We start from the raw sequence: 24,627 nt of genomic DNA, 5'->3' as shown, positions 1-24,627 counted from the left end.
GCGCAGTGACAACGCCCCTCGCGCCGGCGACGGGGCGGACCCGGACCGGAAGGATCGTGACCGACGTGACCGCCCAGCCCCCCTCCGACGCCCCGTCCCACCTGCGCGGCGCCGTCGACCTGTCCTCGCTCGGCACCCCGGCCCCGGCCGGGCGGACCGCGCCGGGGGCCGACGCCGGCGCCGGCGGCGGCTCGTGGGTGATCGCGGACGCCGGCCAGGGTCTGCTGCAGCAGCTGGTCCAGCTCTCCGCCCAGGTGCCGGTGCTGCTGCACCTGCACGTGCCCGGGGACGCGGCGAGCGAGGCGCTCTACCGGCAGTTCGCGGACGCGGTCGACGCCCAGGCGGGACGGCTCGTGCTCGCGTGTCTGGACGTGGCGAAGGAGCCCGCCGTGCTGCAGGCGCTCGGCCTGGGGGCCGGCCCCGCGGTCATGGCCGTGGTGGCGGGGCAGCCGGTGCCGCTGGTCAATCAGGAGGTGCCGGAGGAGACGCTGCGCCAGCTCATGGGGGAGATCCTCGAGGTGGCCCGTCAGAACGGCGTCGCCGGCACCGTGCCCCCCGTCGCCCCGGCGCGCCAGGACGCCGACGCCGCGGCCGCGGAGGCTCCGCCCGTGCCGCCGCTGCACCGGGCCGCCCATGAGGCCCTCGCCGCCGACGACCTGCCCGGGGCCGTCTCGGCGTGGGAGGCGGCGCTGGCCGACAGCCCCGCGGACGCCGTGGCCCAGCAGGGCCTGTCCGCGGCCCGCCTCATGCTGCGCACCCGTGACGCCGACGCTGCGGCGGTGCGCGCGGCCGCCGCGGACGGCCCGGACGACGTCGCCGCCCAGCTCGCCGTCGCCGACCTGGACGTGCTCGGCGGCCACGTGGAGGACGCCTTCGCCCGGCTCGTGCGGTTCATCGCCCTCCACCCCGGCGACGACCGCGAGACGGCGCGCGCCCACCTCGTGGACCTCTACACCGTGGTCGGCACGGACGACCCCCGCGTGCACGCCTCGCGGCGCCGGCTGGCCGCAGCGCTGTTCTGAGGGACCCACGGTTCATCCCTGAGGAGGACGCCGTGTCCGCCTGACGGTGGGTATCGTCCCAGGCATGACTCCGCATGCGCCCGAGCCTGCCCCCGCCCACCTGGCGGCCGCCGCCCGTCGGCGCGCGGCCGACGCCCCCGATCCGGACCTCGCCCTCGTCACGCGCGGGCTGACCCAGCGGTTCGGGGACAAGCTGGCGCTCGACGCGCTGGACCTGGACGTCCCGGCCGGATCGTTCTTCGGGGTGGTCGGGCCCAACGGGGCGGGCAAGACCACCGCCCTGTCCATGGCCACCGGGCTGCTGCGCCCGGACCACGGCCGCGCCTGGATCCACGGCGTCGACGTGTGGGAGCAGCCCCTCGAGGCCAAGCGACGGGTCGGCGTGCTCGCCGACGGCGTGCGCACCTTCGACCGCCTCACGGGCGCGCAGCTCGTGACCTACGCCGGGCTGCTGCACGGCCTCGACGCGGACACCGTGGCCGAGCGGACCGCGGACCTGCTGCGGGTGATGGACCTGGAGGACGCCGGCCGCAAGCTCGTGGCCGACTACTCCGCCGGCATGACCAAGAAGGTGTCCCTGGCGGCCGCCATGGTCCACGCCCCGGACCTGCTCGTCCTGGACGAGCCGTTCGAGGCCGTGGACCCGGTCTCCGCCGCGAACATCCGGGACATCCTGCACTCGTACGTGGAGCGGGGCGGCACGGTGATCGTCTCGAGCCACGTGATGGACCTCGTCCAGCGCATGTGCACCCACGTCGCCGTGATCGCGGCCGGGACGCTGCGGGCCGCCGGCACGCTCGAGGAGGTCCGGGACGGGCACGACCTCGAGGACCGCTTCGTGGACCTCGTCGGCGGCCGCCACGGCTCGGAGGGGCTGGCATGGCTCTGACGCTCGTCCGACTGCGCTGGACGCTGACCCTGAACCAGTGGCGGCGGTCCCCGTTCACCCTGGTGATGAGCGTGCTCGGCGCGCTGTACGTGCTCGGCATGGCCGCCGTGGCGGTGACGCTGCTCGTCACGGGCCTGCCCGCCCTGCCGGACGAGGCCCGCGGCGCCACGACCGTGCTGGCCGCCGCCGTCGTGGTGCTCGCCTGGCTCGTCATCCCGCCGTTCGTCACGGGCGTGGACGCCACCCTCGACCCGCACAGCTTCGTGCTCTTCCCCGTCCCGGCCCGCACCCTCATCGCCGGGCTGGTCCTGAGCGCCTTCACGACGCCGGTCGGGCTCGCCACGCTGGCCGTGCTGGTGGGCCTGGGGGCCAGCTGGTGGGACCGGCCGGCCGCGCTGGCGGCAGGCCTGGCCGGGGGCGCGCTGACCGCGGTGACCGCCGTGGCGATCGGCTCCGGCCTCGCCGGCCTCCTGGCCGCCTACGCGAGCCGGCGTCGGGTGCGGGACGTCGTCTCCGTCCTGCTGTTCATCCCGCTCATACTCGGCGGCGTCGCCCTCTCGCAGGCCATCGCATCGTTCGAGGACTTCCTGGCGATCGCGCCCCAGGTCGCCCGCGGCGCGGCGTGGACCCCGTTCGGGGCGGGCCCCGCCGCGGCGTGGGCGGCCGCCGAGGGCCGCGGCGCCGCCGTCGCGCTCCACCTCGCGGTGGCGGCGGCCTGGTGCCTGGCCGCCCTGGCCCTGTGGCACCTGGCCGTGCGCCGCACCGTGGAGCCGGTGGCCGTGGGCGGCGGTCGGTCCCGCCGCGTCGCCGCGGGAGCGGACCCGATGCCGCTGCGCTGGCTGGGCCGACCGGCCACGGGCCCGCGCACCGCGATCGCGGCCCGCGCCCAGCGCTACTGGCTGGCCGATCCGCGGTACGCGGCCGGGCTCATCATCATCCCGCTCATGGCCGTCCTGCTGTGGTTCACCGGGGGCATGGCCGCGGAGGGGGGTCCCGGACTGGGCCTGCTGCTGATCCTCGGGCCGATCACCGCCTGGTCCCTGGCCTACTCGATCTCCGCGGACATCGCCTACGACCACACGGCGTTCCACCTGCACGTCGTCTCGGGCGTGCGGGGCGTGGACGACCGCTGGGGCCGGGTCCTGGGCCTGGCGGGCTGGGGCCTGCCGATGATCCTGCTCGTGACGACGGCGACGGTGGCGGCGGCGGGGGACTGGTCCCTGCTGGCGCCGATGCTGGGCCTGGCCCTCGGCCTGTTCGGGACGACCGCCGGGCTGTCCGCGTTCGTCTCCGCCCGTTTCGTGTACCCCGTGCCGAAGCCGGGAGACAGCCCGTTCAAGACGCCGCAGGGCGCGGCCATGCGCACGATGCTCGTCCAGGGCGCCTCGCTGCTGGTGAGCCTCGCGCTCGCGGTGCCGTTCCTGGCGCCCTTCATCGTCCGGCTCGTCACCGGGGCCGCCGTGTGGGGCTGGGTGACGGTGGCCCTCGGGCTCGTGTGGGGCGCCGTCGCGCTGTGGCTGGGCGTGCGCCTGGGGGCGCGCTGGTACGACCGCGCGCAGGCCGAGACCTACCAGGCCGTGGCCGCCTTCTGAGGGGCGCGGCTAGACTGGCCCGTATGAGTGTGACCGGCGAACCCGACCTGAACGACCCCTTCGCGCCCGCCGGCGGCGGCACGTCCGTCCTCGAGCGCGAGGAGCTGCGGCAGGAGATCGAGCCGGGCGACCACGAGCGCTTCGCCCACTACGTCCGCAAGGAGAAGATCACGGAGTCCGCTGTCACCGGTGCCCCCGTGATCGCCCTGTGCGGCAAGGTGTGGGTGCCGGGCCGGGACCCGAACAAGTTCCCCGTGTGCCCCACGTGCAAGGAGATCTACGAGGGCCTGCGCGAGCCGCAGGACGGCGGCGACGGCGACGGCGGCGGCAAGCGCGGTGGCTGGTTCGGAGGCCGCGGCCGTGGCTGACGGCCGCTCCCTGACGAGCGGCACCCCGGACGGCAGCGTCCAGCACGACCTGTTCCACATCGGCGAGGACCTTCCCCCCGCCATGCCCGAGCGCGCGGCGTGGGGGACGGCCCCCAAGCTGCGCCAGTGGCAGCAGGAGGCGCTGGAGCGCTACCTCCAGACCGCCCCGCAGGACTTCCTGGCGGTCGCGACCCCCGGCGCGGGCAAGACGACGTTCGCGCTGCGCGTGGCCAAGATCCTCCTGGACTCCGGCGTCGTGCAACGGCTGACCGTCGTCGCGCCCACGGACCACCTCAAGCGCCAGTGGGCGGACAACGCCGCGCGCGTCGGCATCGCCATCGACCCGAACTTCAAGAACGCCGACGGGCGGCACGGCGCCGAGTACCGCGGGGTGGCGCTGACGTACGCCCAGGTGGCGAACAAGCCCGTCCTGCACCGCAACCGCACCGAGGCCGCCAAGACGCTGGTGATCCTGGACGAGATCCACCACGGCGGCGACGCCCTGAGCTGGGGCGAGGGCATCCGTGAGGCGTTCGAGCCGGCCACGCGGCGGCTGTCCCTGACCGGCACGCCCTTCCGCTCGGATACCGCCTCCATCCCCTTCGTCCGCTACGAGCTCGGCCAGGACGGCATCGAGCGCTCCAAGGCCGACTACACGTACGGCTACGGGCCGGCGCTGCGCGACCACGTGGTCCGCCCCGTGATCTTCATGGCCTACTCGGGCCAGATGCGCTGGAAGACCTCCACCGGCGAGGTCATGGAGGCCCAGCTCGGCGAGGCCGCCACGAAGGACATCACCGCCTCCGCCTGGCGGACCGCGCTGGACCCGGCGGGAGAGTGGATCCCCTCGGTGCTGCGCGCTGCGGACCGCCGGCTCACCGAGGTGCGCCGCAACGTCCCCGACGCCGGCGGTCTCGTGATCGCCACGGACCACCAGGACGCGCGCGCGTACGCCGCGCAGCTCGAGGCGCTGACCGGCCAGCGGCCGGCCGTGATCCTCTCGGACGACAAGGGGGCCTCGGATCGCATCGAGGAGTTCGCCGCGTCGGACGAGCGGTGGATGGTGGCGGTGCGCATGGTGTCCGAGGGCGTGGACGTGCCCCGCCTGTGCGTGGGCGTGTACGCCACGTCCACGTCCACGCCCCTGTTCTTCGCCCAGGCCGTGGGCCGCTTCGTGCGCTCCCGCCGGCGTGGGGAGACCGCCTCGGTGTTCCTGCCGTCCGTGCCCGCGCTCATGCTGCTGGCCAACGAGATGGAGCTCGAGCGGGACCACGCGCTGGACCGCAAGGAGGGCGCCGTCGAGGTCGAGGACCTCGAGGACGCCCCCGAGGAGGACCTCATCGCGGAGGCCAACCGGGCCGAGAGCGGCTCGGACGCGCTGACGCGGGAGAAGTTCGAGGCCCTCGAGTCCCGGGCGAGCTTCGACAAGGTGCTCTTCGACGGCGGCGAGTTCGGCCTCGGCGGCGCCGTCGGCTCGGAGGAGGAGCAGGACTTCCTCGGCATCCCGGGCCTGCTGGACGCCGAGCAGGTCTCCGCCCTGCTGCGGCAGCGGCAGGCCGAGCAGATCCAGCGCCGGCCGCGTGCGCAGGCGGCCGAGCCCGCCGACGTCGTGGACCACCGGCGGATGAAGGAGCTGCGCTCCGAGCTGTCCAAGACGGTGTCCGCCTGGGCGGCCCGTTCCGGCCAGCCGCACGGGGTGATCCACAACCGCCTGCGGGAGATCTCCGGCGGCCCCGCCGTGGCCCAGGCCTCCCGCGAGCAGCTGGAGAAGCGGCTGAGCACCCTGCGCGGGTGGTTCGTCGGCCGGACCTGAGGTCCGCCGGGAGCGCGGGGGCGCCCGCGGGCCGAGGTTCGCCTCCCCTGGCTGGCACCCGGCACGGGGACGGGCTGGAATGGGGGCACGATGTCAGGAGTCGCCATGCCCGTGTCCGCCCCGTCCCCGTCGTCGTCGCGCCCCGCCGTCCTCGGCTTCGCCGCGCGGTACCCGTGGGTGCTCGCGACGCTGGTCGTCGTCGCCCTCACCCTCGGCCTGCACCTGGCGGGGGCGGAGGATCCGGCGCGCTGGATCGCCTCGGCGTATGCCCTGGTGGTGGCCGCGTGGACCTCGGTGGGCATGGTCAGGGACCTGATGCGCGGGCACTGGGGTGTGGACATCCTCGCCGTCACCGCGATCGTCGCCACCGTGCTGGTGGGGGAGCACCTCGCCGCCGTGCTCGTCTGCCTGATGCTCACCGGTGGGGAGGCCCTCGAGGACTACGCGGCCGGCCGCGCTCGGCGGGATCTGTCCGCCCTGCTGGACCGCGCCCCGCAGCGCGCGCATCGCCTGGGCCCGGACGGCTCCGTGGAGGACGTGCCGGTGGAGGAGGTGCGTGCCGGCGACCGGCTCCTGGTGCGTCCCGCCGAGGTGCTTCCCGTGGACGGCACCGTGGCTTCCGCCGAGGACGGCGGGGAGGTCGCCGTGGACCTGGACGAGTCCTCCCTGACCGGCGAGTCCCTGCCCGTCACGCACCGCACCGGCTCGGCCGTGATGTCCGGCGCGCTCAACGGCACCCGCGCCTTCGTGCTCGAGGCGACCGCCTCCGCGGCCGACTCGCAGTACGCGGCCATCGTCTCCCTCGTGCAGCAGGCGGCCGAGTCCCGCGCCCCCATGGTGCGCCTGGCCGACCGCTACGCCGTGCCGTTCACCGCCGTCGCCTACCTGATCGCCGGCCTGGCCTGGTGGCTGTCCCAGGACCCGGTCCGCTTCGCCGAGGTGCTCGTGGTGGCCACGCCATGCCCGCTGCTCATCGCCGCTCCGGTGGCCTTCCTCGGCGGCATGTCCCGCGCCGCCACGTCCGGGGTGATCGTGAAGTCGGGTGGGACCATCGAGGCCCTCGGCTCCGTGCAGACCGTGGGCTTCGACAAGACCGGCACCCTCACCGCCGGCCGCCCCGAGCTGGTCGGCGTGCGCCCGGCCGCCGGCTTCGCCCAGGACGAGCTGCTGCGCCTGGCCGCCTCCGCCGAGCAGTACTCCGTGCACGTGCTCGCCGACGCCATCCGCGCGGCGGCCGAGGAGCGCGGGCTGTCCCTGGCGACCGCGCAGGATGCCACGGAGGAGGCCACCCACGGCGTCGTCGCGGTGCTGGAGGGTCGCCGCGTCGTCGTCGGCAAGCGCGCCTACGTCACGCAGGCCGCCCCGGACACCGCCACCGCCGACCTCGCCCCCGGCCAGTCCGCCGTCTACGTGGCCGTGGACGGCGCCTTCGCCGGCGTCCTGCTGCTGGCCGACCGCATCCGCCCCGAGTCCGCCGCCACCGTGCAGGCGCTCCACCGCCTCGGCGCACGCCAGGTCCTCATGCTCACCGGCGACGCCGAGGCCACCGGACGGCACATCGCCGGGGAGGCGGGCATCGACGAGGTCCACGCGGACCTGCTGCCCGCGGACAAGGTCCGCCTGCTCTCCGAGCGCCCGGAGCGCCCGGTGATGATGGTCGGCGACGGCGTCAACGACGTCCCCGTGCTCGCCGCCGCGGACGTGGGCGTGGCCATGGGCGCCCGCGGCTCGACCGCCGCCTCCGAGTCCGCCGACGTGGTGGTGCTCGCCGACGACGTCTCCAAGGTCGCCGTCGCCGTGGCCGCCGGCCAGCGCACCCTGCAGGTGGCCACGCAGTCGATCTGGGTCGGCATCGCGCTCTCCCTGGTCCTGATGGTCATCGCCGCCACGGGCGCCATCCCGGCCCTGGTCGGCGCGCTGTTCCAGGAGCTCGTGGACGTCGTGGCCATCGTCAACGCGCTGCGCGCCATGAAGCCCGGCCCGCACGAGGCCGAGCGGCTCGGCGATCTCGCCGCCGCCCCTGCCCGGGGGGAGCGGCAGGCCGCGTCGGCCTGAGCGCCGGGCTCAGCCGTCCCGGGACTGGAAGCGCACGAAGGCGCGCAGCTCGTCGCCCTCCACGTCACGGGACTCGCGGAATCCATGGGTCTCGTAGAAGGCGCGCTGACGCTCCTCGGTGTCCGTGAGCAGCACGTGCTGACGCACCTGGCCGAACCGGGCGAAGACGCGGCGCAGCAGCTCGGAGGCGATGCCGCGGCGCTGGTGCCCCGGATCCACGAGGATGTCCTGCAGGTAGGCGATGGTGTGGCCGTCGGAGACCACGCGGGCCAGACCGACCAGACGGCCGCCGTCGGCGGCGGGGATCACCCCGGAGAGGTAGCGGATGCCGTCCCGGTCTGCGGCGATGGGGGAGCCGGTCATGGCTGCTCTCCTCGTCTGCGTCGGGCACCGGCTCCGGCACGCCCGCCGGGGCCGCGTGCCCCCATCATGCCGCACGTCGTGACATTCGTCACTGTCCCGACGTGCGGCGCCTCAGGGGCGACGCGGGCGCCGCTCGGGGCCGAACCCGCTCACGAGGTCGCCAGGATGGCCCCGGCGGCCTCCATCTCGTGGAGCGCGGCCTGGGCGGCCGCCTCGTCGACGCCGGCCACCAGGTCGGTCAGCACCGTGACCTCGTAGCCGGCGTCGAGGGCGTCGAGCACGGTGGCGCGCACGCAGTGGTCCGTGGCGATGCCCACCACGGTGATCGCGTCCACGCCCTGCTCGCGGAGCCACTCGTCGAGGCCGGGGGCGCCGGACTCGACGGCGGCCGCGGCCACGGCGGTGGCCCCGTACGGGCCGACGGTCCCGGAGGGGCGCTCGCCCGCGGCCCCGGTCGGGACGGCGTCGGGCTCGCCGAGGGCGCCGTCGAAGCCGGAGTAGGCGTCCGTGTGCAGGCCCTTGAGGAACTCGGCGTCGAGGTGCTCGGCGTCCAGGTCGGGATGCAGCTCGGCGCCGGCGGTGCCGGCCACACAGTGCACCGGCCAGGTGGTGCGGAAATCCGGCTCGGCGCCGGTGGCCGCGGCGAAGTGCGTGCCCGGGTCGACGTGCCAGTCGCGCGTGGCGGCCACGGCCGCGTAGGCGTCCGCGTGCTCGGCCAGGTGCTCGCTGACCCCGGCCGCGACGGCGGCGCCGCCGGTCACGCCGAGGGCGCCGCCCTCGCAGAAGTCGTTCTGCACGTCCACGATCACCAGGGCGCGGTTCAGGTTCTCCATGGGTCAGTCCTCCAGGAAGATGGTCGGGATGGCGGGGTCGCCCGGCTGCAGGCGGCCCACCGAGGCGGGCAGCTCGCGCAGGGAGGCGGCGTGCCGCTCGGCGGCGCGGGTGACGGCCTCGGGGCCGGTCCAGCCCTCGGCCAGCTCGCCGGCGTGCACGAAACGGTGCAGCAGGGGACGGTCGTCGGCGTCGGGCGCGGCGCCGCGGTTGACGCCGATCACCTCGGCGGTGGCCCGGCCCCGCGGGTCGCGGCGGCGCGCGGCCTCCTTGCGGCCGCCCCGGCTGGCCTTGCCGGAACTGGCCTTGGCCACGTCCACCCACGTGCCGTCGTCGTCCTGGCGGGCCACGAGCTTGTAGACCATGGAGGCGGTGGGCGCGCCGGACCCGGTGACCAGGCGCGTGCCCACGCCGTACGAGCTGACGGGGGCGGAGCGCAGGGCGGCGATCGCGTACTCGTCCAGGTCCGAGGTGACCATGATCCCGGTCTCGGTGTTGCCCAGCTCGTCGAGCAGCTCGCGCACGCGGTGGGCCTGGATCACGAGGTCGCCGGAGTCGACCCGGACGTTCCGCAGGGCCGGGCCGGCCACCTCGACCGCGGTGCGCACGCCCTGCTCCACGTCATACGTGTCCACGAGGAGGGTGGTGTCCGCTCCGAGCGCGGCGACCTGGGCCTCGAAGGCGGCGCGCTCCGAGTCGTGCAGCAGGGTGAAGGAGTGGGCGGCGGTGCCGACGGTCGGGATGCCGTACCGGCGGCCCGCCTCGAGGTTCGAGGTCGCGGTGAAGCCCGCGATGGCCGCGGCGCGGGCGGCGGCCACGGCGGACTCCTCGTGCGTGCGGCGCGAGCCCATCTCGGCGCACGGGCGGCCGTCCGCGACGGCCGTCATGCGGGAGGCGGCGGAGGCCACGGCGGAGTCGTAGTTGTAGATGGAGAGCAGGTAGGTCTCCAGGATGCACGCCTCGGCGAACGTCGACTCCACCTGCAGGAGGGGGGAGTGCGGGAAGTAGGCCTCGCCCTCGGCGTAGCCCACGATGTCGCCCGTGAACTCGTAGTCGGCGAGCCAGGCCAGCGTGGCGTCGTCGAGGGCGGTGGTGTCCGCGAGGAAGTCGAGCTCGGGCGTGTCGAACCGGAAGCGGGACAGGCCCTCCAGCGCGCGGCCCACGCCGGCCACCACGCCGTAGCGGCGGCCGCTGGGCAGGCGTCGGGTGAACAGCTCGAAGCGGGAGCGGCGGTGCGCGGTGCCGGCCTTCAGCGCGGCCTGGAGCATGGTCAGCTCGTAGTGGTCGGTCATCAGCGCCGTGGGGATCTGCCAGTCGTCGGCGGTCCGCGGGGCGCTGGGCACGGGGTTCTGGCTCACGCGCCCACCCTAGTGGACCGTTGCGGGGCCGGTCCTGGCCCGCCCGCCTCGTACACTGGGGCGCATGTCCGTGCTGACCCGCCACGATCCGTCCGCGCAGCGCGCCGTGCGTCCGGCGCCGGGTGAGTCCGTCCCTGCCGGCGCCACCGACACCGCCCTGCTGGAGCGGCCTCACGAGGACACAGCCCGGGACCGGCCGTGGAACGTGGTGGTGTGGAACGACCCGGTGAACCTGATGAGCTACGTGGCCTACGTGTTCCGCACCCACTTCGGCTACTCCGCGGCCAAGGCGCAGCGGCTCATGCTCGAGGTCCACGAGCGGGGCCGGTCCGTGGTGGCGACGGGCACCAAGGAGAAGGCCGAGCTGCACGTGGGCGCGATGCACGGCTACGGGCTGTGGGCCACGCTGGAGCAGGCGGAGGACTGAGGAGGGGCATGGCAGAACGGTTCCGCTGGACGCGGCGGGGGTACACGGCGCAGCTGGAGCTGCCGGAGGTGCGCCTGCTGCGCGGGCTGGTCAGGGACGTCGTCGCCCTGCTCGAGGGCCGACGCGCGGACGTGCGCCCCGCCGAGGCGGACCCCGCCGAGGCCCCGGCCGCCGAGGACGGCGTCGACACGCCCGAAGATCCCCCGGCGGCGCCGCCGTCCGTGTCCGCCGCGCAGGACGCGGGCCCCGTGGCCGGGCTGGACGCGTCCGACGCCGCGTTCTGGGGGCTGGTCTCCGGCCTGCACCTGAGCCAGGACCCGGAGCCGCAGCGCTCGGCCCCCACCGACCCGGCCGTCGCACGCCTCCTGCCGGATGCGATGCCCCAGGCCGGCGCCGCCGAACAGGGCGCCCACCGGGCCCTGACCGAGGACGCCCTGTCGGAGGGGAAGCTCGCGGACGCGCGCCTGGCCCTCGAGCTGCTGCGCTCGACGCGCGTGGAGGTGCCGCACGACCAGGCGCCGGCCTTCGGCCGCGCGCTCAACGACGTGCGCCTCGTCCTGGCCGCCCGCCTGGGCGTCGAGACCGAGGAGGACGCCGCCCGCGTGCACGCCGTGGACGACTGGCGCAGCGCGGAGGACGTCGAGTCCACCATGGCCCTGCTCTACAACTTCACCTCGTGGCTGCTGGAGACGCTCATGACGGAGATGCTCAGCGAGCTGCCCGAGGGCGCGGACGAGTCCGCGCCGGGCGCCGGGGACGCGGAGGACGAGCAGTGAGCGGCCAGCGCGCCGCCGTGGACGCCGCCGCGCCGATCGGCGTGTTCGACTCGGGCGTGGGCGGGCTGACCGTGGCCCGGGCGATCATGGACCAGCTGCCCCACGAGTCCATCCTCTACGTGGGCGACACGGAGCACTCGCCGTACGGCCCGCGGCCCATCGCCGAGGTACGGGCCCTCGCCCTGGCGATCATGGACGAGCTCGTCGCGCGCGGCGTCAAGGCGCTCGTGATCGCGTGCAACTCCGCGTCGGCCGCCGTGCTGCGCGACGCCCGCGAGCGCTACACGGGAGGCCACGGCATCCCCGTGATCGAGGTGATCCAGCCCGCCGTGCGCCGCGCCGTGGCCGCCACCCGCACGGGCCGAATCGGCGTGATCGGCACCGAGGCGACCGTCGGGTCCCGCGCCTACGAGGACTCGTTCTCGGCCGCCCCGCACCTCGAGATCACCTCGGTCGCGTGCCCGCGGTTCGTGGAGTTCGTGGAGGCCGGCATCACCACCGGCCCCGAACTGCTGGAGACCGCCCGGGAGTACACGGCCCCGCTGCGCGCGGCGGGCGTGGACACCCTCGTGCTGGGATGCACCCACTACCCGCTGCTGACCGGCGCCCTCTCGCTCGTGATGGGGGAGGACGTCACGCTCGTCTCCTCCGCGGAGGAGACCGCCAAGGACCTCTACCGGGAACTGGTCCGCCTCGGCCTCGAGCACCCCCACTCGGCCGCGGGCTCCGGCCAGGCCACCCGCCACCGCTTCGCCGCCACCGGCGACCCCGACCACTTCCAGGCCCTCGCGCGCCGCTTCCTCGGACCCGAGGTCGAGTCCGTGCGCCGCCTGGAGACGATCGGCGCGCCCCGCCCCGCGGACGCGCCGGTCCCGACGCGCTCGACGGCCTTCGTGCGGCTGGGCGCCGAGCAGGAGGGTGTGACGTGAAGCTGACCATCATCGGGGCCTCCGGGTCCTTCCCCGGCCCGGGCTCACCCGCCTCGTGCTACCTCCTCACCGCCGAGGGCGTGGCCGAGGACGGCGTCACCCCGCGCACATGGCGGATCCTGCTGGACCTCGGCAACGGCGCCCTCGGCGTGCTGCAGCGCTACGTCGAGCTCGAGGACCTGGACGGCATCCTGCTCTCCCACCTGCACCCGGACCACTTCATGGACCTGTGCGGGATGCACGTGGCCATCCGCTGGAACCCGGCCGGCTGGGACCGCGGCCGGCTGCCCGTCTACGGACCCGCCGGCACCGCCGACCGCGTCGCCGAGGCGTACGGGATGGACCCCGAGCCGGGGATGCACCAGGACTTCGAGTTCCGGTGCTGGGCCGCCGGCCGCACCGAGCGGCTCGGTCCGTTCCGGTTCACCCCGGTCCCCGTGCGCCATCCCATCGACGAGGCCTACGCGATCCGGGTCGAGGTGGACCGCGTCGACGACGACGGCGACGTCACCACCCGCGTGCTCACCTACTCCGGGGACACCGACGCGTGTGAGGGGCTCGTCGAGGCCGCGCGGGACGCGGACGTGTTCCTGTGCGAGGCCGCCTTCCACGAGGGCCGGGACGACGGCATCGACGGCGTCCACCTGACCGGCCGACGGGCCGGCGAGACGGCGGCGCAGGCCGGGGCCCGGAAGCTGCTGCTCACACACCTGCCGGTGTGGAACGATCCGCAGCGCGCCGTCCAGGAGGCCCGCGCGGTGTACGACGGCCCGCTGGCCGTCGCCGTCTCGGGGCTGAGCTACGGCGTCTGAGGGCGCGCCTAGACTGGAGGCCATGAGCTCTCCCGCCCCCACCGCCCCCCGCCCGGACGGCCGCGCCGTCGACGAGCTGCGCCCCATCACCATCACCCGGGGCTGGTCCCGGCAGGCGGAGGGCTCGGCCCTGATCGAGTTCGGGAACACCCGCGTGCTGTGCACCGCCTCCTTCACCGAGGGCGTGCCGCGCTGGCTCAAGGGCGAGGGGACCGGCTGGGTCACCGCCGAGTACGCGATGCTCCCGCGGGCCACCAACGAGCGCAGCCAGCGCGAGTCCGTCAAGGGCCGGATCGGCGGGCGCACCCACGAGATCTCCCGCCTGATCGGCCGGTCCCTGCGCGCCGTCATCGACCTGTCCGCCCTGGGGGAGAACACCATCGTCCTGGACTGCGACGTCCTCGACGCCGACGGCGGCACCCGCACCGCCGCCATCACGGGCGCCTACGTCGCCCTCGCCGAGGCGGTGGCCTGGGCGCGGCGCGAAGGGATCCTCGCCAAGGGCGCCGCCGTCCTCAAGGACTCCGTCGCCGCGGTGTCCGTGGGCATCGTGGACTGGGTGCCCGTCCTCGACCTGCCGTACGTGGAGGACGTGAAGGCGGAGACGGACATGAACGTGGTCGTCACCGGGGCCGGGGAGTTCGTGGAGGTGCAGGGCACCGCCGAGGGCGCGCCGTTCACCCGCGCCGAGCTGGACACCCTGCTGGACCTGGCCCTGATCGGCACGGGTGAGCTGGCCCGCATCCAGGCCGAGACCCTGGCCGCCGCCACGGAGGACCGGGCGTGAGCGCGCCCGCCTCCTCGTCGGCGGGCCTGCCGGAGGGCGCCCGCATCGTGCTCGCCACGCACAACGCGGGCAAGGTGCGCGAGCTGCGGCAGCTGCTCGCCGGCGCCGTGCCCGGCCTCGACGTGGAGGCCGCGGTGGTGGACGCGGGCGCCGTGGGCGCCCCGGACGTCGTCGAGGACGGCGTCACGTTCGCCCAGAACGCGCTGAAGAAGGCCCGCGCCGTGGCCGCGCACACCGGGCTGATCGCCGTCGCGGACGACTCCGGTCTGGCCGTGGACGTGCTGCACGGCGCCCCCGGGATCTTCTCGGCCCGCTGGGCCGGGCGCCACGGGGACGACCGTGCCAACCTCGAGCTGCTGCTGGCCCAGCTGGCCGACGTGCCGGACGAGCATCGGGGTGCCCAGTTCGTGTGCGCCGCCGCGCTCGCGGTCCCCAGCGGCCCGGACGCCGCGGGCGCCCGGGCCATCCACGTCGAGCACGTCGAGCACGGCCGCCTGCCCGGCACGCTGCTGCGCGAGCCCGTGGGGGACGGCGGCTTCGGCTACGACCCGATCCTGCGGCCCGAGGGCCGGGACGTGTCCACCGCGCAGCTGAGCCCCGAGGACAAGAACGCGATCAGCCACCGGGGGCACGCCTTCCGCGCCCTGCTGCCCTACCTGGTGGACGCGCTCGACGCGCGCCCGTGAGCGGCGGGCGCGTCCCCGTGCCGGGGCTGGACTTCACCGCGATCGACTTCGAGACCGCCAACGGCTTCCGCGGCTCCCCGTGCGCCGTGGGCGCCGTCCGGGTGCGGGACGGGGTCATGGTGGACCGTGCCGAGTGGCTGATCCGTCCGCCCGTCGGCTTCGACCGGTTCGATCCCCGCAACGTGCGCATCCACGGCGTCACCGAGGACCGCGTCCTGGACGCCCCCCGGTTCGCGCAGGTGTACGACGAGCTCGCGGACTTCGTGGGGACGGACGTGCTCGCGGCGCACAACGCGGGCTTCGACGTCGGCGTCATCGAGTCCGGCCTCGAGGTCTCCGGCCGGGACGTGCCGGGCCTGGAGTTCGTGTGCACCCTGGTGCTGGCGCGCCGCGTCTACGACCTGCCCTCGTACGCCCTGCCCTCCGCGGCGCGCGAGGCCGGGTTCACCCCGGGGCGCCACCACGACGCACTGGCCGACGCCGAGGCCTGCGCGGCCATCCTCGTGGACATCGGCCGGCGCGTGCTGGGGGCGCCGCCGGCCGACGCGGAGATTCTGCCCGGGCTGACCGACGCGCCGGCCGGCCGCGGCGTCGACCGCCTGATGCGGGCCCAGGGGCTGAGCGTCAGCGTCCTCGCCCCCCGGGCGGCGGGATCGGGCGCCGAGTCGAAGGCCACCCGCCAGGCCCGGCGTACCGAGGGCGTCTTCGACGCGCGGGTCCCGCTGCGGGACGAACGCGCCATGCCCGACTTCATGCGCTGGCCGGACGAGGGCGTCAATCCGCTCCCGAACCCGGCCGCCGACCCGGGCCACCCCCTGTTCGGCCAGACCGTGGTGTTCACGGGCGGCATCGGCATGTCGCGTCAGAGTGCCAAGACGCGCGCGGCCGCGCACGGCGCGCAGACCGCGAACCGGGTGGGCGCGGCCACCACGATGCTCGTCGTGGGGGACGGCTTCGAGGCCGCGGACCTGCACCGCCCGCGCGCCGAGGACGGGGCACCGCAGGCCGTGACCACGGCGCTGGCGCACCGCAAGACGCGGGACGCCCTGCGCCGGCGGGACCGTGGGCAGGCCATCGCCCTGGTCTCCGAGGGGGAGTTCCTGCAGATGCTCGACGGGAACTGGCCGGACGCCGCGCGCTGAACCACTCAGGTGGTCGCGGCGCTCCAGCGCCGGGCGGCCTCCAGGACGACCTCGCGCTCGGCGATCCACCCCGGGACGGAGGCCTCGGCCGCGGCGCGGTCCGCGGGGTCGTGCGCACCGAACACGGCGGTGCCGTGCGCCACGCCGAGCACCTGCCCGGCCAGCGAGGCCGTGGAGTCGGAGTCGCCGTCGTGGTTCACGCCGATCCGCAGCGCCAGGGCGAGCGCCGCCGCCGGATCGGCCGGGTGCACCGCCTGCGCGGTGAGCGCGGCATACAGCGCGATCGCCAGGGCCTCCTCCGCGACCCAGCCCTCGCCGAGCGCGGTGGGGAGGGCGCCGGGGGCGCCGGGGTCGGCGTCGACGGTGCCGGCCAGGTCGACCGCCGCGGTCACGGCGGCGCGGGTCTCCGCGGCCTCCTCGCCCAGGCCGTCGAGCCACGCGCGGGCGTGCGCGACCGCGGCGGCCAGGTCCAGGCCGCGCAGCAGGGCCGCGATGACGAGGGCGTACGCGCCCGCCGCGACCCACGCGGTGGGGTGGCCGTGCGTGAGGACGGCCCCCTGGCGGGCGAGGGACACGACGTGCGGGTCCTCGAGCCCCGGCACCATCCCGTACGGGGCCGAGCGCATGACCGTCCCGCAGCCCTTCGAACCCGGGTTGTGCGGGTCGCCCGGCAGGCCCATCCCCGGTTCGGCGAGCCCGGTCAGGCACGCGGTGCCCGGCGCGCGGCGCACCTTCAGCTCCGCGTGCGCGTCGATCCAGCGGGGCGGGGCCGGGGGAGCGCCCTCGGGCAGCGCGCCGTCCTGCGTGGCGAACCAGCGCAGGCACGCGAGCCACACGCACGCCGCAGGATCGGCCGGGACGCCGTCGTTCTGCCACTCGATCCACTCGAGCAGGCCGTCGAGCACGTACAGCGTCAGCTGCGTGTCGTCGGTGATCGGCAGGGCGTGGGCGCCCTCCTGGGCGAGCAGGTCCGCGGCGTCGGTGACGCCGGCGGGGCCGTGCACCGCCTCGATCCCCGACGCGGGGGTGAACTCGACGACGCCGCCCAGCGCGTCCCCGGCGGCACCGGCCGCGAGGAGGGCCAGGACCCGGTCGGCGTGCTCGGGGCCGGGCAGGGGCGTGGACGAGGAGGCGGTGGGCTCGGGCGCGGTGGCGGACATGCCGCCATCGTACGAGCTGCACCGCGTCGTGCTTATCCCGTCCACACCCTCCCTAGAGTGGGCCGCATGATCCTGCTGCACACCTCGGACTGGCATCTGGGCCGGTCGTTCCACGGCACCGGGCTGCTCGAGGCCCAGGAGGAGGTCCTGGACGCCCTCGTCGCGACCGTGACGGAGCGCGGCGTGGACGCCGTCCTGCTGGCCGGGGACGTGTACGACCGCGCGCTGCCGCCGGCGGACGCCGTCCGGCTGCTGGACCGGACGCTCACCCGGCTGCACGCGGCCGGCGCCCAGGTGGTGCTCACGAGCGGCAACCACGACTCGGCGGTGCGCCTCGGCTTCGGCGGCGGACTCCTGGCGGCCGCGGGCGTGCACGTGCGCGCGGACGCGGCGGAGCTGGACCGCCCCGTGCTGCTCACCGAGCCCGGGGTCGACGGCGGCGCGGGCCAGACCGTGGCCGTCTACGGCATCCCCTACCTCGAACCGCGCCACCAGGGACCGGCCTGGGGCGTGGAGCCCCACCACACGGCCGTGCTGACGGAGGCGGTCCGCCGCGTCCACGCCGATCTGGCCGCCCGCCGCGCCGAGACGCCGGAGCCGGTGGCCGCCGTCGTGCTGGCCCACCTGTTCGCGGCCGGGGGCCACGGCTCCGAGTCCGAACGGGACATCGGCGAGGGCGAGCACGTCGAGCCGGACGCCCCGCCCGAGATGCTGGTGGGCACGCTGGGGCAGGTGCCGGTCTCCGTGTTCGACGGGCTCGACTACGCGGCCCTGGGCCACCTGCACGGCCGCCAGCGGCTGGCCGAGCACGTGCGGTACTCCGGCTCACCGCTGCCGTACTCCTTCTCCGAGGCGGGCCACCGCAAGGGCGGCTGGCTCGTCCACGTCACGGGCGGGGCCGTCACCGACGTCGAGGCCGTGGACTGGGACGCCGGACGGCGCCTGGCGGTGCTGTCCGGGCCGATCGAGGACCTGCTGGAGTCCCCGGAGTTCGCGTGGGCGGAGCAGTGCTGGGTGCAGGTCACCGTCACCGACGACGAACGCCCCGAGCGGGCCCTGGAGCGCCTGAAGACCCGGTTCCCCTCCGTGCTCGTCTTCCGCCACGAACCGGCCGGCGGGAGGCGGGCCCGGGAGCGGACCTACGCCCAGGTCCTGCGGCAGGCACCCTCGGACCACGCGCTCGCGGTCGGTTTCGTGGACCACGTCCGGCAGCGGCCGGCCAGCGGGGCCGAGCAGGACCTGCTGCGGGACGCCCTCGAGGCCGCTCGCGCGGGGGAGGTGCGCGCATGAGGATCCATCGGATGCGCCTGGAGGGGCTCGGGCCCTACGCCCAGGCGCAGGACGTCGACTTCGACCGGCTCAACGCGGGCGGCCTGTTCCTGCTGGACGGGCCCACCGGCGCGGGCAAGTCCACGGTGCTGGCCGCGCTGTGCTTCGCCCTCTACGGGACCGTGCCGGGCGGACGGTCGGCCGAGTCGCTCGTGACCACGCTGCGCGAGCCCGGCGCGGTGATCCCCGAGGTGCAGGTCGAGTTCACCGTGCAGGGCCGGCGCTTCGAGGTGGTCCGCTCGCCCAAGCACGAGCGGCCCCGCCGGAGACGCAGCGCGGCGGGCGGCGCCACCGTCACCACGCAGGCCACGGTCTCCCTGCGGGAACGCGTGGACGGGGAATGGACGGCGCCGCTCACCCGGGCGGACGAGGTCGGCCAGCAGATCGCGGCCGTCCTGCACCTGGACGCCGAGCAGTTCATGCAGGTGGTCCTGCTGCCTCAGGGACAGTTCGCCCAGTTCCTCACCGCGAAGTCGGATGAGCGCCGCGTCCTGCTGCGGCGGCTCTTCGGCACGCAGCGCTTCGACGGCGTCGAGGAGCACCTGCGCGTCGAGACGGCCCGGCTGGACACCGCGGTGGCCGTGGACGCGGACGTGGCCCGGACCGCGCGGGCACAGCTGGCCGAGGCGCTCCACGAGGCGCTCGGCCCGGACTGGCATGCGCCGGAGCCGTCACCGGACACGGACGACCGGCTGCTCGCCCTCGCCGCCGAGCGCGCAGGTCGCGCCCACGAGGACGCGCGGGCCGACCTCGCCACGGCCCGCGCCGCGGAGCAGCGGGCCCGGGTGACGGCGCGTGAGCTGGAGACCCGCGGGCGGGACCTGGCCGCGGCCGAGGCGTGGGTGAGCCGTCGACGCGACCACGACGCCGAGGCCGAGACCGCCGCGGCGCGGCGCCGCGCCGTCGACGCCCATGAGCGCGCCGGGCGGGTGCTCGCGGCCGCCCAGCGGGCCACCGCGGCGGCGGACGCCGCCGGCACCGCGTCGGAGACGGTGACGGAGGCCCTGGCGCACGTCGAGGACGAGCCGACCGCGGCGGCGTGGCTCGCCGCCGCCCGGGCGGACGGGGCCGCCGACGCGCCCGCCTCCCGCCAGGCGCTGGGGGAGGCCGAGCGCGCCGCGGAGGCGGTGGCACGCGCCGTCCAGGACCGTGCCCGGATGGGCGAGCTGGAGCAGGAGGCGGCCGCCGCGGCGGAGCGTCGGGCCGAGATCGGCCGCGACCGCGCCGCCCTGGTCGAGTCCCGCCCCGAGCGTGAGGCGGCCGTCGCGGCACACCGCGCGGCCGTCGAACGCGGCACCGAGCGTCTCGGCGCCCGGGAGGCCGTGGACCGCGCCGTGTCCGAGGCCGCCGCTCGCCGCACGGCCGCCGAGGCCGCGGCCGCCCGCGCCGTCGAGGCAGAGACCGCGGCCCGGGCCCACCGGGAGGCACAGGAGCGGCGACGCGAGGCCGCCGAACGGCACGTCGGTCTGCTGCGTGCCCGGTACGAGCAGGCCGCCTCCGAACTGGCGGAGCGGCTCGTGCCCGGCGAGCCGTGCGCCGTGTGCGGCTCGCCCGAGCACCCGGCCCCGGCCGCCACCGCGGACACCACGGTGACCGAGGCGGACGTGCGGGACGCCGAGCAGGCCCGGACCGCGGCCGACCGGGCCGCGACCGACGCCGAGACCGCCCTGCGCGCCGCCGAGCAGACCCTCCGCACGGCGCGCGAGGCCGCCGCCGGGCTCGCACCCGAGGCCGCGCGAGAGGCGCTCGAGCGCGCCGAGGCCGAACGGGCCGCGCTGGACCAGGCGGCGAAGGACCTCGCCGCGGACCGCCGGCGGCTGACCGCCGCCGAGAAGACGCTCGCCGGGGCCGACGAGACCGCCGCCGCGCTCGCGGCCGAGGACGGTCGGCTCGCCGAGGCCGCCGCCCACCGTGCCGCCCGGCTGACCGAGCTGCGGGACGCCGTCGAGGCCGCCCGCGGTGACGCCGAGACCCTCGACGCCCGCCGCGACCAGGTCACCGCCGCACGCCGGGTCCTGGCCGCCCTCGCTGCGGCGCAGGACGAGGACGCGCGCGCCCGGGCGGTCGCCGACGAGACCGACCAGGCGCTCACCGCCGCGCTGGCCGAACAGCACTTCGACGACGTCGACGCGGCGCGCGCGGCCCGCCTCGAGGAGACGGAGGCCGCCGCGCGCACGGCCGCCGTGCAGGAGTGGCACGCCGAACGGGCCCGCCTCGCCGAGCTCGAGGCGAGCGAGCCCGTCCGCCGGGGCCGCGCCCTCGCCGAGGCGGGCGTCGAGCCGCCGACCGAGGAGCAGACCCGCGCCGCCGCCGAGGCGCTCGCCGCGGCCGAGGCCGCGAGCTCGTCCCGGGCGACGGCGGTCGGGCGACTCGATTCACTCGTCGCCACGGTGCGCCGCCAGTCAGCCGCCCTGACCGAGGTCCTGGAGCGGTCCGCCGGGCTCATCGCCGAGCACACGCGGGTGCGGGGGCTGCTCGACCTCGTCCGCGGCGGCGGGGAGAACCTGCTCAAGATGCCCCTGACGAGCTACGTCCTCGCCGGGCGGCTCGAGGAGGTCGCCGCCGCGGCCACCGAGCGTCTGCTCGCCATGACGGACCAGCGGTATTCGATCGAGTACTCCGACGCCGTGGGCGGGCGCGGGAACAAGGGCCTCGAACTCGTCATCCGGGACCACTACGTGGACGAGACGCGCCACCCGGCCACGCTCTCGGGCGGCGAGACCTTCATGGCCTCCCTCGCCCTCGCCCTGGGGCTCGCGGACACCGTGCAGGCCGAAGCCGGCGGCATCGAACTGGACACGCTCTTCGTGGACGAGGGCTTCGGCTCGCTCGACGCGGACACCCTCGACGACGTCCTGGACGTCGTGGACACCCTGCGGACCGGTGGCCGGACCGTGGGCCTCGTCTCCCACGTCGAACGGATGAGGCAGGAGATCGGCGTGCGCCTCGAGGTGCGCAAGGACCGGCGCGGCTCGAGCCTCGCGGTGCACGACGGCGCCTGAGCGACGGGGGTGCGCCCCGCCGCCCCGGCCCGCGCCACGCGTGAGGTCAGGCCCGGCGCCACCGCCGGCGGAGGCGCTGCCGGAGTCGGCCGAGGCGTCCGGCGTCGAGCTCGGACGGGGCCGCCCAACGCTCCTCAGCCCGGCGCGCCTGCTCGGCCGCGCGCTCGGCCGCGACGCGCTGCGCCTCCCGCTCGGCCGCGACACGGCGCTCCTCCTGCAGGCGGCGCTCCCCGCGGACCTCGGTGAGCCGGTACAGCACGGGCACGAGCACGAGCGTGAGCAGGGTGGAGGACACCAGGCCGCCCACCACGGCCACCGCGAGGGGCTGGGAGATGAACCCCGCGTGCCCCGTGATGCCCAGGGCCATCGGGGTCATGGCCAGGATGGTGGCCAGGGCCGTCATCACCACCGGGCGCACGCGGTTGAGCGCGCCCACCTCGATCGCCTCGTCCAGGGTCATGCCGCGGTCGCGGCGGTACTGGTTGATCAGGTCGATCAGCACGATCGCGTTCGTCACCACGATGCCCACCAGCATGAGCAGCCCGATCATCGTGGACAGTCCCAGCGGCGTGCCGGTGGCCAGCAGCGCCAGGAACACGCCCGTGGCGGCGAAGGGGATCGACACGAGCAGCACGAGCGGCTGGCGCAGCGAGTTGAACGTCGCCACCATCACGACGTACACGGTCGCCACGGCAGCCAGCAGCGCCAGTCCGAGGTCCCGGAACGTCTGCGCCTGCTGCTCCGCCGCGCCGCCCACGGCCGCGGTGACGCCCTCGGGCAGGTCCAGCTCCGCCACGGCCTGCGTGACCCGGCGCGAGACGGCCCCGAGGTCCTCGTCGTCCGGGGTCACCGTGACGACGGCGGTCCGCTCGCCGTTCGAGGACGTCACCCGGGCGGGCACCGGCACTCGCGAGACCTCGGCGAGGTCCCCCAGCGGCACGGGCCCCTCGGCCGTCTCCACGGGCACCTGGCGCAGGGCGTCGAGGGACTCGACCGGCTCCGGGTCACCCAGCTGCACCGCGAAGCTCTCGAACCCGAAGCGGACGTCGCCCACGGGCACGGCCTGCAGGGCGGCGGCGGCCTGGCCGGCCACCGCCTCCTCGGTCAGGCCGAGCCGGGCGGCGGCGACGGTGTCCACGTCCACCTGGAACGTCGGGCGCAGGTCCGAAGCCGGCGTCGTCACCTCGCGGGCACCCTCGACGGGCCGCAGCGCCTCGGCGACCTGATCGGCGGCCGCGGTGAGGGCCTGCGGGTCGGGGGCGGAGACGGCCACCTCGATGTCCTGGCCGCCGCTCGGCCCCTGCTGTGTGGAGACGGACACGTCGCCCACGCCGTCGAGACCCGTGAGCTCGGCGCGCACCCCGTCCTGGAGGGCCACCTGGTCCGCATCCGGGTCGGTCACCACCGTGAACCGCGCCCGGTCCGCCGAGGAGCCGCCGAAGGCCCCCATCGGACCGGCGGCGGTGCCGGCCGTCCACTGGACCGTCTCGACGCCGTCGGTGTCCAGCAGCACCCGCTCGATGCGCTCGGCGGCGGCGGCCGTGGTCTCCAGCGACGTCCCCGGCTCCTGCTCCGCCGTGACGACGAACGAGTTCTGTCCCGAGTCGCCCAGGAGGTTCGTGGGGATCAGCGGGACCAGCGCGGCCGTGCCGGCCAGCAGCGCCAGGGCGGCGGCGAGGGTGACCACGGTGTGCCGCTGTGTCCAGCGCAGCACCGGGCGGTAGGCCCGGGTGAGCCATCCGCCGGCCGCCACGGGCCGGTCGCCGGGGACGGCGGGCGCGGCCGTGGTCTCGGCCCCGCGCCGCGGGGAGCGCAGGAACCACCAGCACAGCACCGGCACGATCGTCAGGGCGACGACGAGGGAGGCCAGCAGGGCGACCGTGGCGGTCACGGCGAAGGGCCGGAACAGCTCGCCGGCCAGGCCGCCCACGAAGGCGATGGGCAGGAACACGGCCACGGAGACGAGGGTGGAGGCGGTGATCGCGGTGGCGACCTCGCGCGTGCCGTCCAGGATCGCGGTGCGCCGGTCGGCACCCAGGCCGAGGTGCCGGCGGATGTTCTCCACCACCACGATCGCGTCGTCCACGACTCGGCCGATCGAGATCGTCAGCGCCCCGAGCGTCAGCGTGTTGAGGGAGTAGCCGAAGGCCGCCACCCCGATGAGGGCGGCCAGCAGGGACAGCGGAATGGACACGGCGGTGACGAGGGTGGAGCGCACCGAGAGCAGGAACACGGCGATCACCAGCACGGCGAACGCCAGGCCCAGCAGGCCCTCCTGGAACAGCGTGTCGATGGACTGCTGGATGAACGGGGCCTGGTCGAACACCACGGTCAGGTCCGCGCCGCCGCCGACCAGGGACGCCAGCTCCGGCAGGGCGTCGCGCACGGCCTGCGAGACCGCCACGAGGTCGGCGTCCGGGGTCGCGGTCACGGAGACGGACAGCGTCGGCACCCCGTCGGTGCGGGTCAGGGACGTGGGGGCCGCGGCCACGAGGGTGACGTCGGCGACCTCGTCCAGGGTGCGCGGTTCGCCGTCGCCGGAGGGAGCGACGACGATCCCGCGCAGGCCCTCGAGGTCCTCGACGGCGGCGCCCGCCTGGACGGGATAGGTGGTCGCCCCCTCGGTGACCTGGCCGACGGGGAAGAGGCCGGCGTTCTCCTCGAGTGCGTCGGTGATGTCGGAGGTGGTCAGCCCGGCGGCGGCGAGCGCGGCCGGGTCCGGGACCACGGAGACGTTCTCGTCCGTGCCGCCGAGGACGTCGGCGCCACGGACGCCGTCGATCTTCTGCAGCCGCGGGGCCAGGACGTCCTCGGCGCGGCGGCGCAGGGTGTTGAGGTCCTCGTCCCCGGACAGGGCGAGGAAGACCACCGGGAAGTCGGAGACGGAGCCCGCGAAGGACGAGGTCTCCGCCTCCTCCGGCAGCTGCGGCCCCAGGTTGGCCACCACGCGGTCCACCTGGGACCGGGCCCGGTTCAGGTCTGTGCCGTAGGCGAACTCCAGCTGGACCGCGTTGAAGCCGGACTGCGACGTGGACCGCGAGGATTCGAGCCCCTCCACGGCCTGCAGGGCCGTCTCGAGGGGCTCGCCCACCTGAGCGTCCACGACCTCGGGGGACGCCCCCGGGTAGAGCGTCGAGACGGAGATGACGGGCAGCTCGAGCGGGGGGATCAGCTCCCGCTTGAGCTGCCCGGCGGAGAGGACGCCGAACACCGCGATGAACACGGTGACGAGCGCCACGAGCGCCCGCCGACCGAGTGAGAACCGTGCGAGCGCTCCCATCGGGGC

General features: G+C 75.8%; 20 protein-coding genes. 15 read left to right on the top strand and 5 right to left on the bottom strand.

The window, feature by feature from the left end; genetic code table 11:
• Positions 1-65 precede the first annotated feature (65 nt).
• From DE149_RS02505 to DE149_RS02480, 6 genes are all read left to right on the top strand, one after another.
• Positions 66-1,022, top strand: coding sequence for a co-chaperone YbbN (locus DE149_RS02505; protein WP_233490691.1), 957 nt, complete (start codon positions 66-68; stop codon positions 1,020-1,022).
• Positions 1,023-1,086: 64 nt separating this feature from the next.
• Positions 1,087-1,911, top strand: coding sequence for an ABC transporter ATP-binding protein (locus tag DE149_RS02500; RefSeq protein ID WP_113913903.1), 825 nt, complete (start codon positions 1,087-1,089; stop codon positions 1,909-1,911).
• Positions 1,902-3,503 carry a Tat (twin-arginine translocation) pathway signal sequence gene (locus tag DE149_RS02495; RefSeq protein ID WP_113913902.1) on the top strand — a complete coding sequence of 534 codons (1,602 nt, stop codon included), beginning with the start codon at positions 1,902-1,904 and terminating at the stop codon, positions 3,501-3,503. Before DE149_RS02500 ends, DE149_RS02495 begins: the two co-directional genes overlap by 10 nt.
• A 23-nt stretch (positions 3,504-3,526) precedes the next feature.
• Positions 3,527-3,871 (top strand): DUF3039 domain-containing protein, encoded by a 345-nt coding sequence (locus tag DE149_RS02490; RefSeq protein WP_010079007.1) that lies wholly within the window; start codon positions 3,527-3,529, stop codon positions 3,869-3,871.
• Positions 3,864-5,684: a DEAD/DEAH box helicase gene (locus DE149_RS02485; RefSeq protein ID WP_080695844.1), complete on the top strand. Its 1,821-nt coding sequence runs from the start codon at positions 3,864-3,866 to the stop codon at positions 5,682-5,684. The genes DE149_RS02490 and DE149_RS02485 overlap by 8 nt, the downstream gene beginning before the upstream one ends.
• 105 nt (positions 5,685-5,789) lie before the next feature.
• Positions 5,790-7,739 carry a heavy metal translocating P-type ATPase gene (locus tag DE149_RS02480; protein WP_113913901.1) on the top strand — a complete coding sequence of 650 codons (1,950 nt, stop codon included), beginning with the start codon at positions 5,790-5,792 and terminating at the stop codon, positions 7,737-7,739.
• 9 nt (positions 7,740-7,748) lie between these two features.
• On the opposite strand, the gene DE149_RS02475 is transcribed toward DE149_RS02480, so the two are convergent.
• The 3 genes from DE149_RS02475 to DE149_RS02465 all read right to left on the bottom strand — a co-directional run bounded on the left by DE149_RS02475 (position 7,749) and on the right by DE149_RS02465 (position 10,291).
• The gene (locus DE149_RS02475) at positions 7,749-8,102 is read right to left on the bottom strand and encodes a GNAT family N-acetyltransferase (RefSeq protein WP_044659194.1); all 354 of its coding nucleotides are present in this window, start codon (positions 8,100-8,102) and stop codon (positions 7,749-7,751) included.
• Positions 8,103-8,251: 149 nt separating this feature from the next.
• The gene (locus DE149_RS02470; protein ID WP_036382159.1) at positions 8,252-8,935 is read right to left on the bottom strand and encodes an isochorismatase family protein; all 684 of its coding nucleotides are present in this window, start codon (positions 8,933-8,935) and stop codon (positions 8,252-8,254) included.
• Positions 8,936-8,938: 3 nt separating this feature from the next.
• On the bottom strand, positions 8,939-10,291 hold the full coding sequence (locus DE149_RS02465; protein ID WP_036313014.1) for a nicotinate phosphoribosyltransferase: 1,353 nt from the start codon (positions 10,289-10,291) through the stop codon (positions 8,939-8,941).
• Between the two features lie 64 nt (positions 10,292-10,355).
• Here DE149_RS02465 and clpS point away from each other — a divergent pair, with 64 nt between their 5' ends.
• From clpS to DE149_RS02430, 7 genes are read left to right on the top strand one after another with little or no spacing between them, the layout of a single operon-like run.
• On the top strand, positions 10,356-10,718 hold the full coding sequence (gene clpS / locus DE149_RS02460; RefSeq protein ID WP_113913900.1) for an ATP-dependent Clp protease adapter ClpS: 363 nt from the start codon (positions 10,356-10,358) through the stop codon (positions 10,716-10,718).
• A gap of 8 nt (positions 10,719-10,726) precedes the next feature.
• Positions 10,727-11,494, top strand: a complete 768-nt coding sequence (locus DE149_RS02455; protein ID WP_069941945.1) for a DUF2017 family protein — start codon at positions 10,727-10,729, stop codon at positions 11,492-11,494.
• A complete protein-coding gene (gene murI / locus DE149_RS02450; RefSeq protein WP_113913899.1) occupies positions 11,491-12,423 on the top strand; it encodes a glutamate racemase in 933 nt (310 codons plus the stop codon). The genes DE149_RS02455 and murI overlap by 4 nt, the downstream gene beginning before the upstream one ends.
• A complete protein-coding gene (locus DE149_RS02445; protein WP_113913898.1) occupies positions 12,420-13,235 on the top strand; it encodes an MBL fold metallo-hydrolase in 816 nt (271 codons plus the stop codon). Before murI ends, DE149_RS02445 begins: the two co-directional genes overlap by 4 nt.
• 22 nt (positions 13,236-13,257) lie before the next feature.
• A complete protein-coding gene (gene rph, locus DE149_RS02440) occupies positions 13,258-14,022 on the top strand; it encodes a ribonuclease PH (RefSeq protein ID WP_113913897.1) in 765 nt (254 codons plus the stop codon).
• The gene (locus DE149_RS02435; protein WP_044659188.1) at positions 14,019-14,708 is read left to right on the top strand and encodes a non-canonical purine NTP pyrophosphatase; all 690 of its coding nucleotides are present in this window, start codon (positions 14,019-14,021) and stop codon (positions 14,706-14,708) included. Before rph ends, DE149_RS02435 begins: the two co-directional genes overlap by 4 nt.
• The gene (locus DE149_RS02430) at positions 14,705-15,850 is read left to right on the top strand and encodes an exonuclease domain-containing protein (protein ID WP_113913896.1); all 1,146 of its coding nucleotides are present in this window, start codon (positions 14,705-14,707) and stop codon (positions 15,848-15,850) included. Before DE149_RS02435 ends, DE149_RS02430 begins: the two co-directional genes overlap by 4 nt.
• A gap of 5 nt (positions 15,851-15,855) precedes the next feature.
• Here DE149_RS02430 and DE149_RS02425 read toward each other — a convergent pair whose 3' ends face one another.
• Complete coding sequence (locus DE149_RS02425) at positions 15,856-17,010, bottom strand: ADP-ribosylglycohydrolase family protein (RefSeq protein WP_113913895.1); 1,155 nt, start codon at positions 17,008-17,010, stop codon at positions 15,856-15,858.
• A 66-nt stretch (positions 17,011-17,076) separates the two neighbouring features.
• Between DE149_RS02425 and DE149_RS02420 the strand changes: the two genes are divergently transcribed.
• Both DE149_RS02420 and DE149_RS02415 read left to right on the top strand, forming a co-directional pair.
• A complete protein-coding gene (locus DE149_RS02420) occupies positions 17,077-18,300 on the top strand; it encodes an exonuclease SbcCD subunit D (protein ID WP_069941941.1) in 1,224 nt (407 codons plus the stop codon).
• The gene (locus tag DE149_RS02415) at positions 18,297-21,341 is read left to right on the top strand and encodes an AAA family ATPase (RefSeq protein WP_113913894.1); all 3,045 of its coding nucleotides are present in this window, start codon (positions 18,297-18,299) and stop codon (positions 21,339-21,341) included. The genes DE149_RS02420 and DE149_RS02415 overlap by 4 nt, the downstream gene beginning before the upstream one ends.
• Positions 21,342-21,387: 46 nt before the next feature.
• Here DE149_RS02415 and DE149_RS02410 read toward each other — a convergent pair whose 3' ends face one another.
• A complete protein-coding gene (locus tag DE149_RS02410) occupies positions 21,388-24,621 on the bottom strand; it encodes an efflux RND transporter permease subunit (RefSeq protein WP_036312982.1) in 3,234 nt (1,077 codons plus the stop codon).
• Between the last annotated feature and the right edge of the window lie 6 nt (positions 24,622-24,627).

The organism is Micrococcus sp. KT16 (assembly GCF_003315015.1).
GTDB classification, from domain to species: domain Bacteria; phylum Actinomycetota; class Actinomycetes; order Actinomycetales; family Micrococcaceae; genus Micrococcus; species Micrococcus luteus.
Note: the sequence above shows the minus strand (reverse complement) of the source record. Positions and strands in the feature narration are given on the sequence as shown.

Bases quoted from the DNA above. Each gene is read 5' to 3' on its own strand.
- DE149_RS02500 (WP_113913903.1), top strand. From the start codon at position 1,087: ATGACTCCGCATGCGCCCGAGCCTGCCCCCGCCCACCTGGCGGCCGCC.
- DE149_RS02470 (WP_036382159.1), bottom strand. From the start codon at position 8,935: ATGGAGAACCTGAACCGCGCCCTGGTGATCGTGGACGTGCAGAACGAC.
- DE149_RS02490 (WP_010079007.1), top strand. From the start codon at position 3,527: ATGAGTGTGACCGGCGAACCCGACCTGAACGACCCCTTCGCGCCCGCC.
- DE149_RS02475 (WP_044659194.1), bottom strand. From the start codon at position 8,102: ATGACCGGCTCCCCCATCGCCGCAGACCGGGACGGCATCCGCTACCTC.
- DE149_RS02415 (WP_113913894.1), top strand. From the start codon at position 18,297: ATGAGGATCCATCGGATGCGCCTGGAGGGGCTCGGGCCCTACGCCCAG.
- DE149_RS02455 (WP_069941945.1), top strand. From the start codon at position 10,727: ATGGCAGAACGGTTCCGCTGGACGCGGCGGGGGTACACGGCGCAGCTG.
- DE149_RS02480 (WP_113913901.1), top strand. From the start codon at position 5,790: ATGCCCGTGTCCGCCCCGTCCCCGTCGTCGTCGCGCCCCGCCGTCCTC.
- DE149_RS02410 (WP_036312982.1), bottom strand. From the start codon at position 24,621: ATGGGAGCGCTCGCACGGTTCTCACTCGGTCGGCGGGCGCTCGTGGCG.
- DE149_RS02495 (WP_113913902.1), top strand. From the start codon at position 1,902: ATGGCTCTGACGCTCGTCCGACTGCGCTGGACGCTGACCCTGAACCAG.
- DE149_RS02425 (WP_113913895.1), bottom strand. From the start codon at position 17,010: ATGTCCGCCACCGCGCCCGAGCCCACCGCCTCCTCGTCCACGCCCCTG.
- clpS (WP_113913900.1), top strand. From the start codon at position 10,356: ATGTCCGTGCTGACCCGCCACGATCCGTCCGCGCAGCGCGCCGTGCGT.
- DE149_RS02420 (WP_069941941.1), top strand. From the start codon at position 17,077: ATGATCCTGCTGCACACCTCGGACTGGCATCTGGGCCGGTCGTTCCAC.
- rph (WP_113913897.1), top strand. From the start codon at position 13,258: ATGAGCTCTCCCGCCCCCACCGCCCCCCGCCCGGACGGCCGCGCCGTC.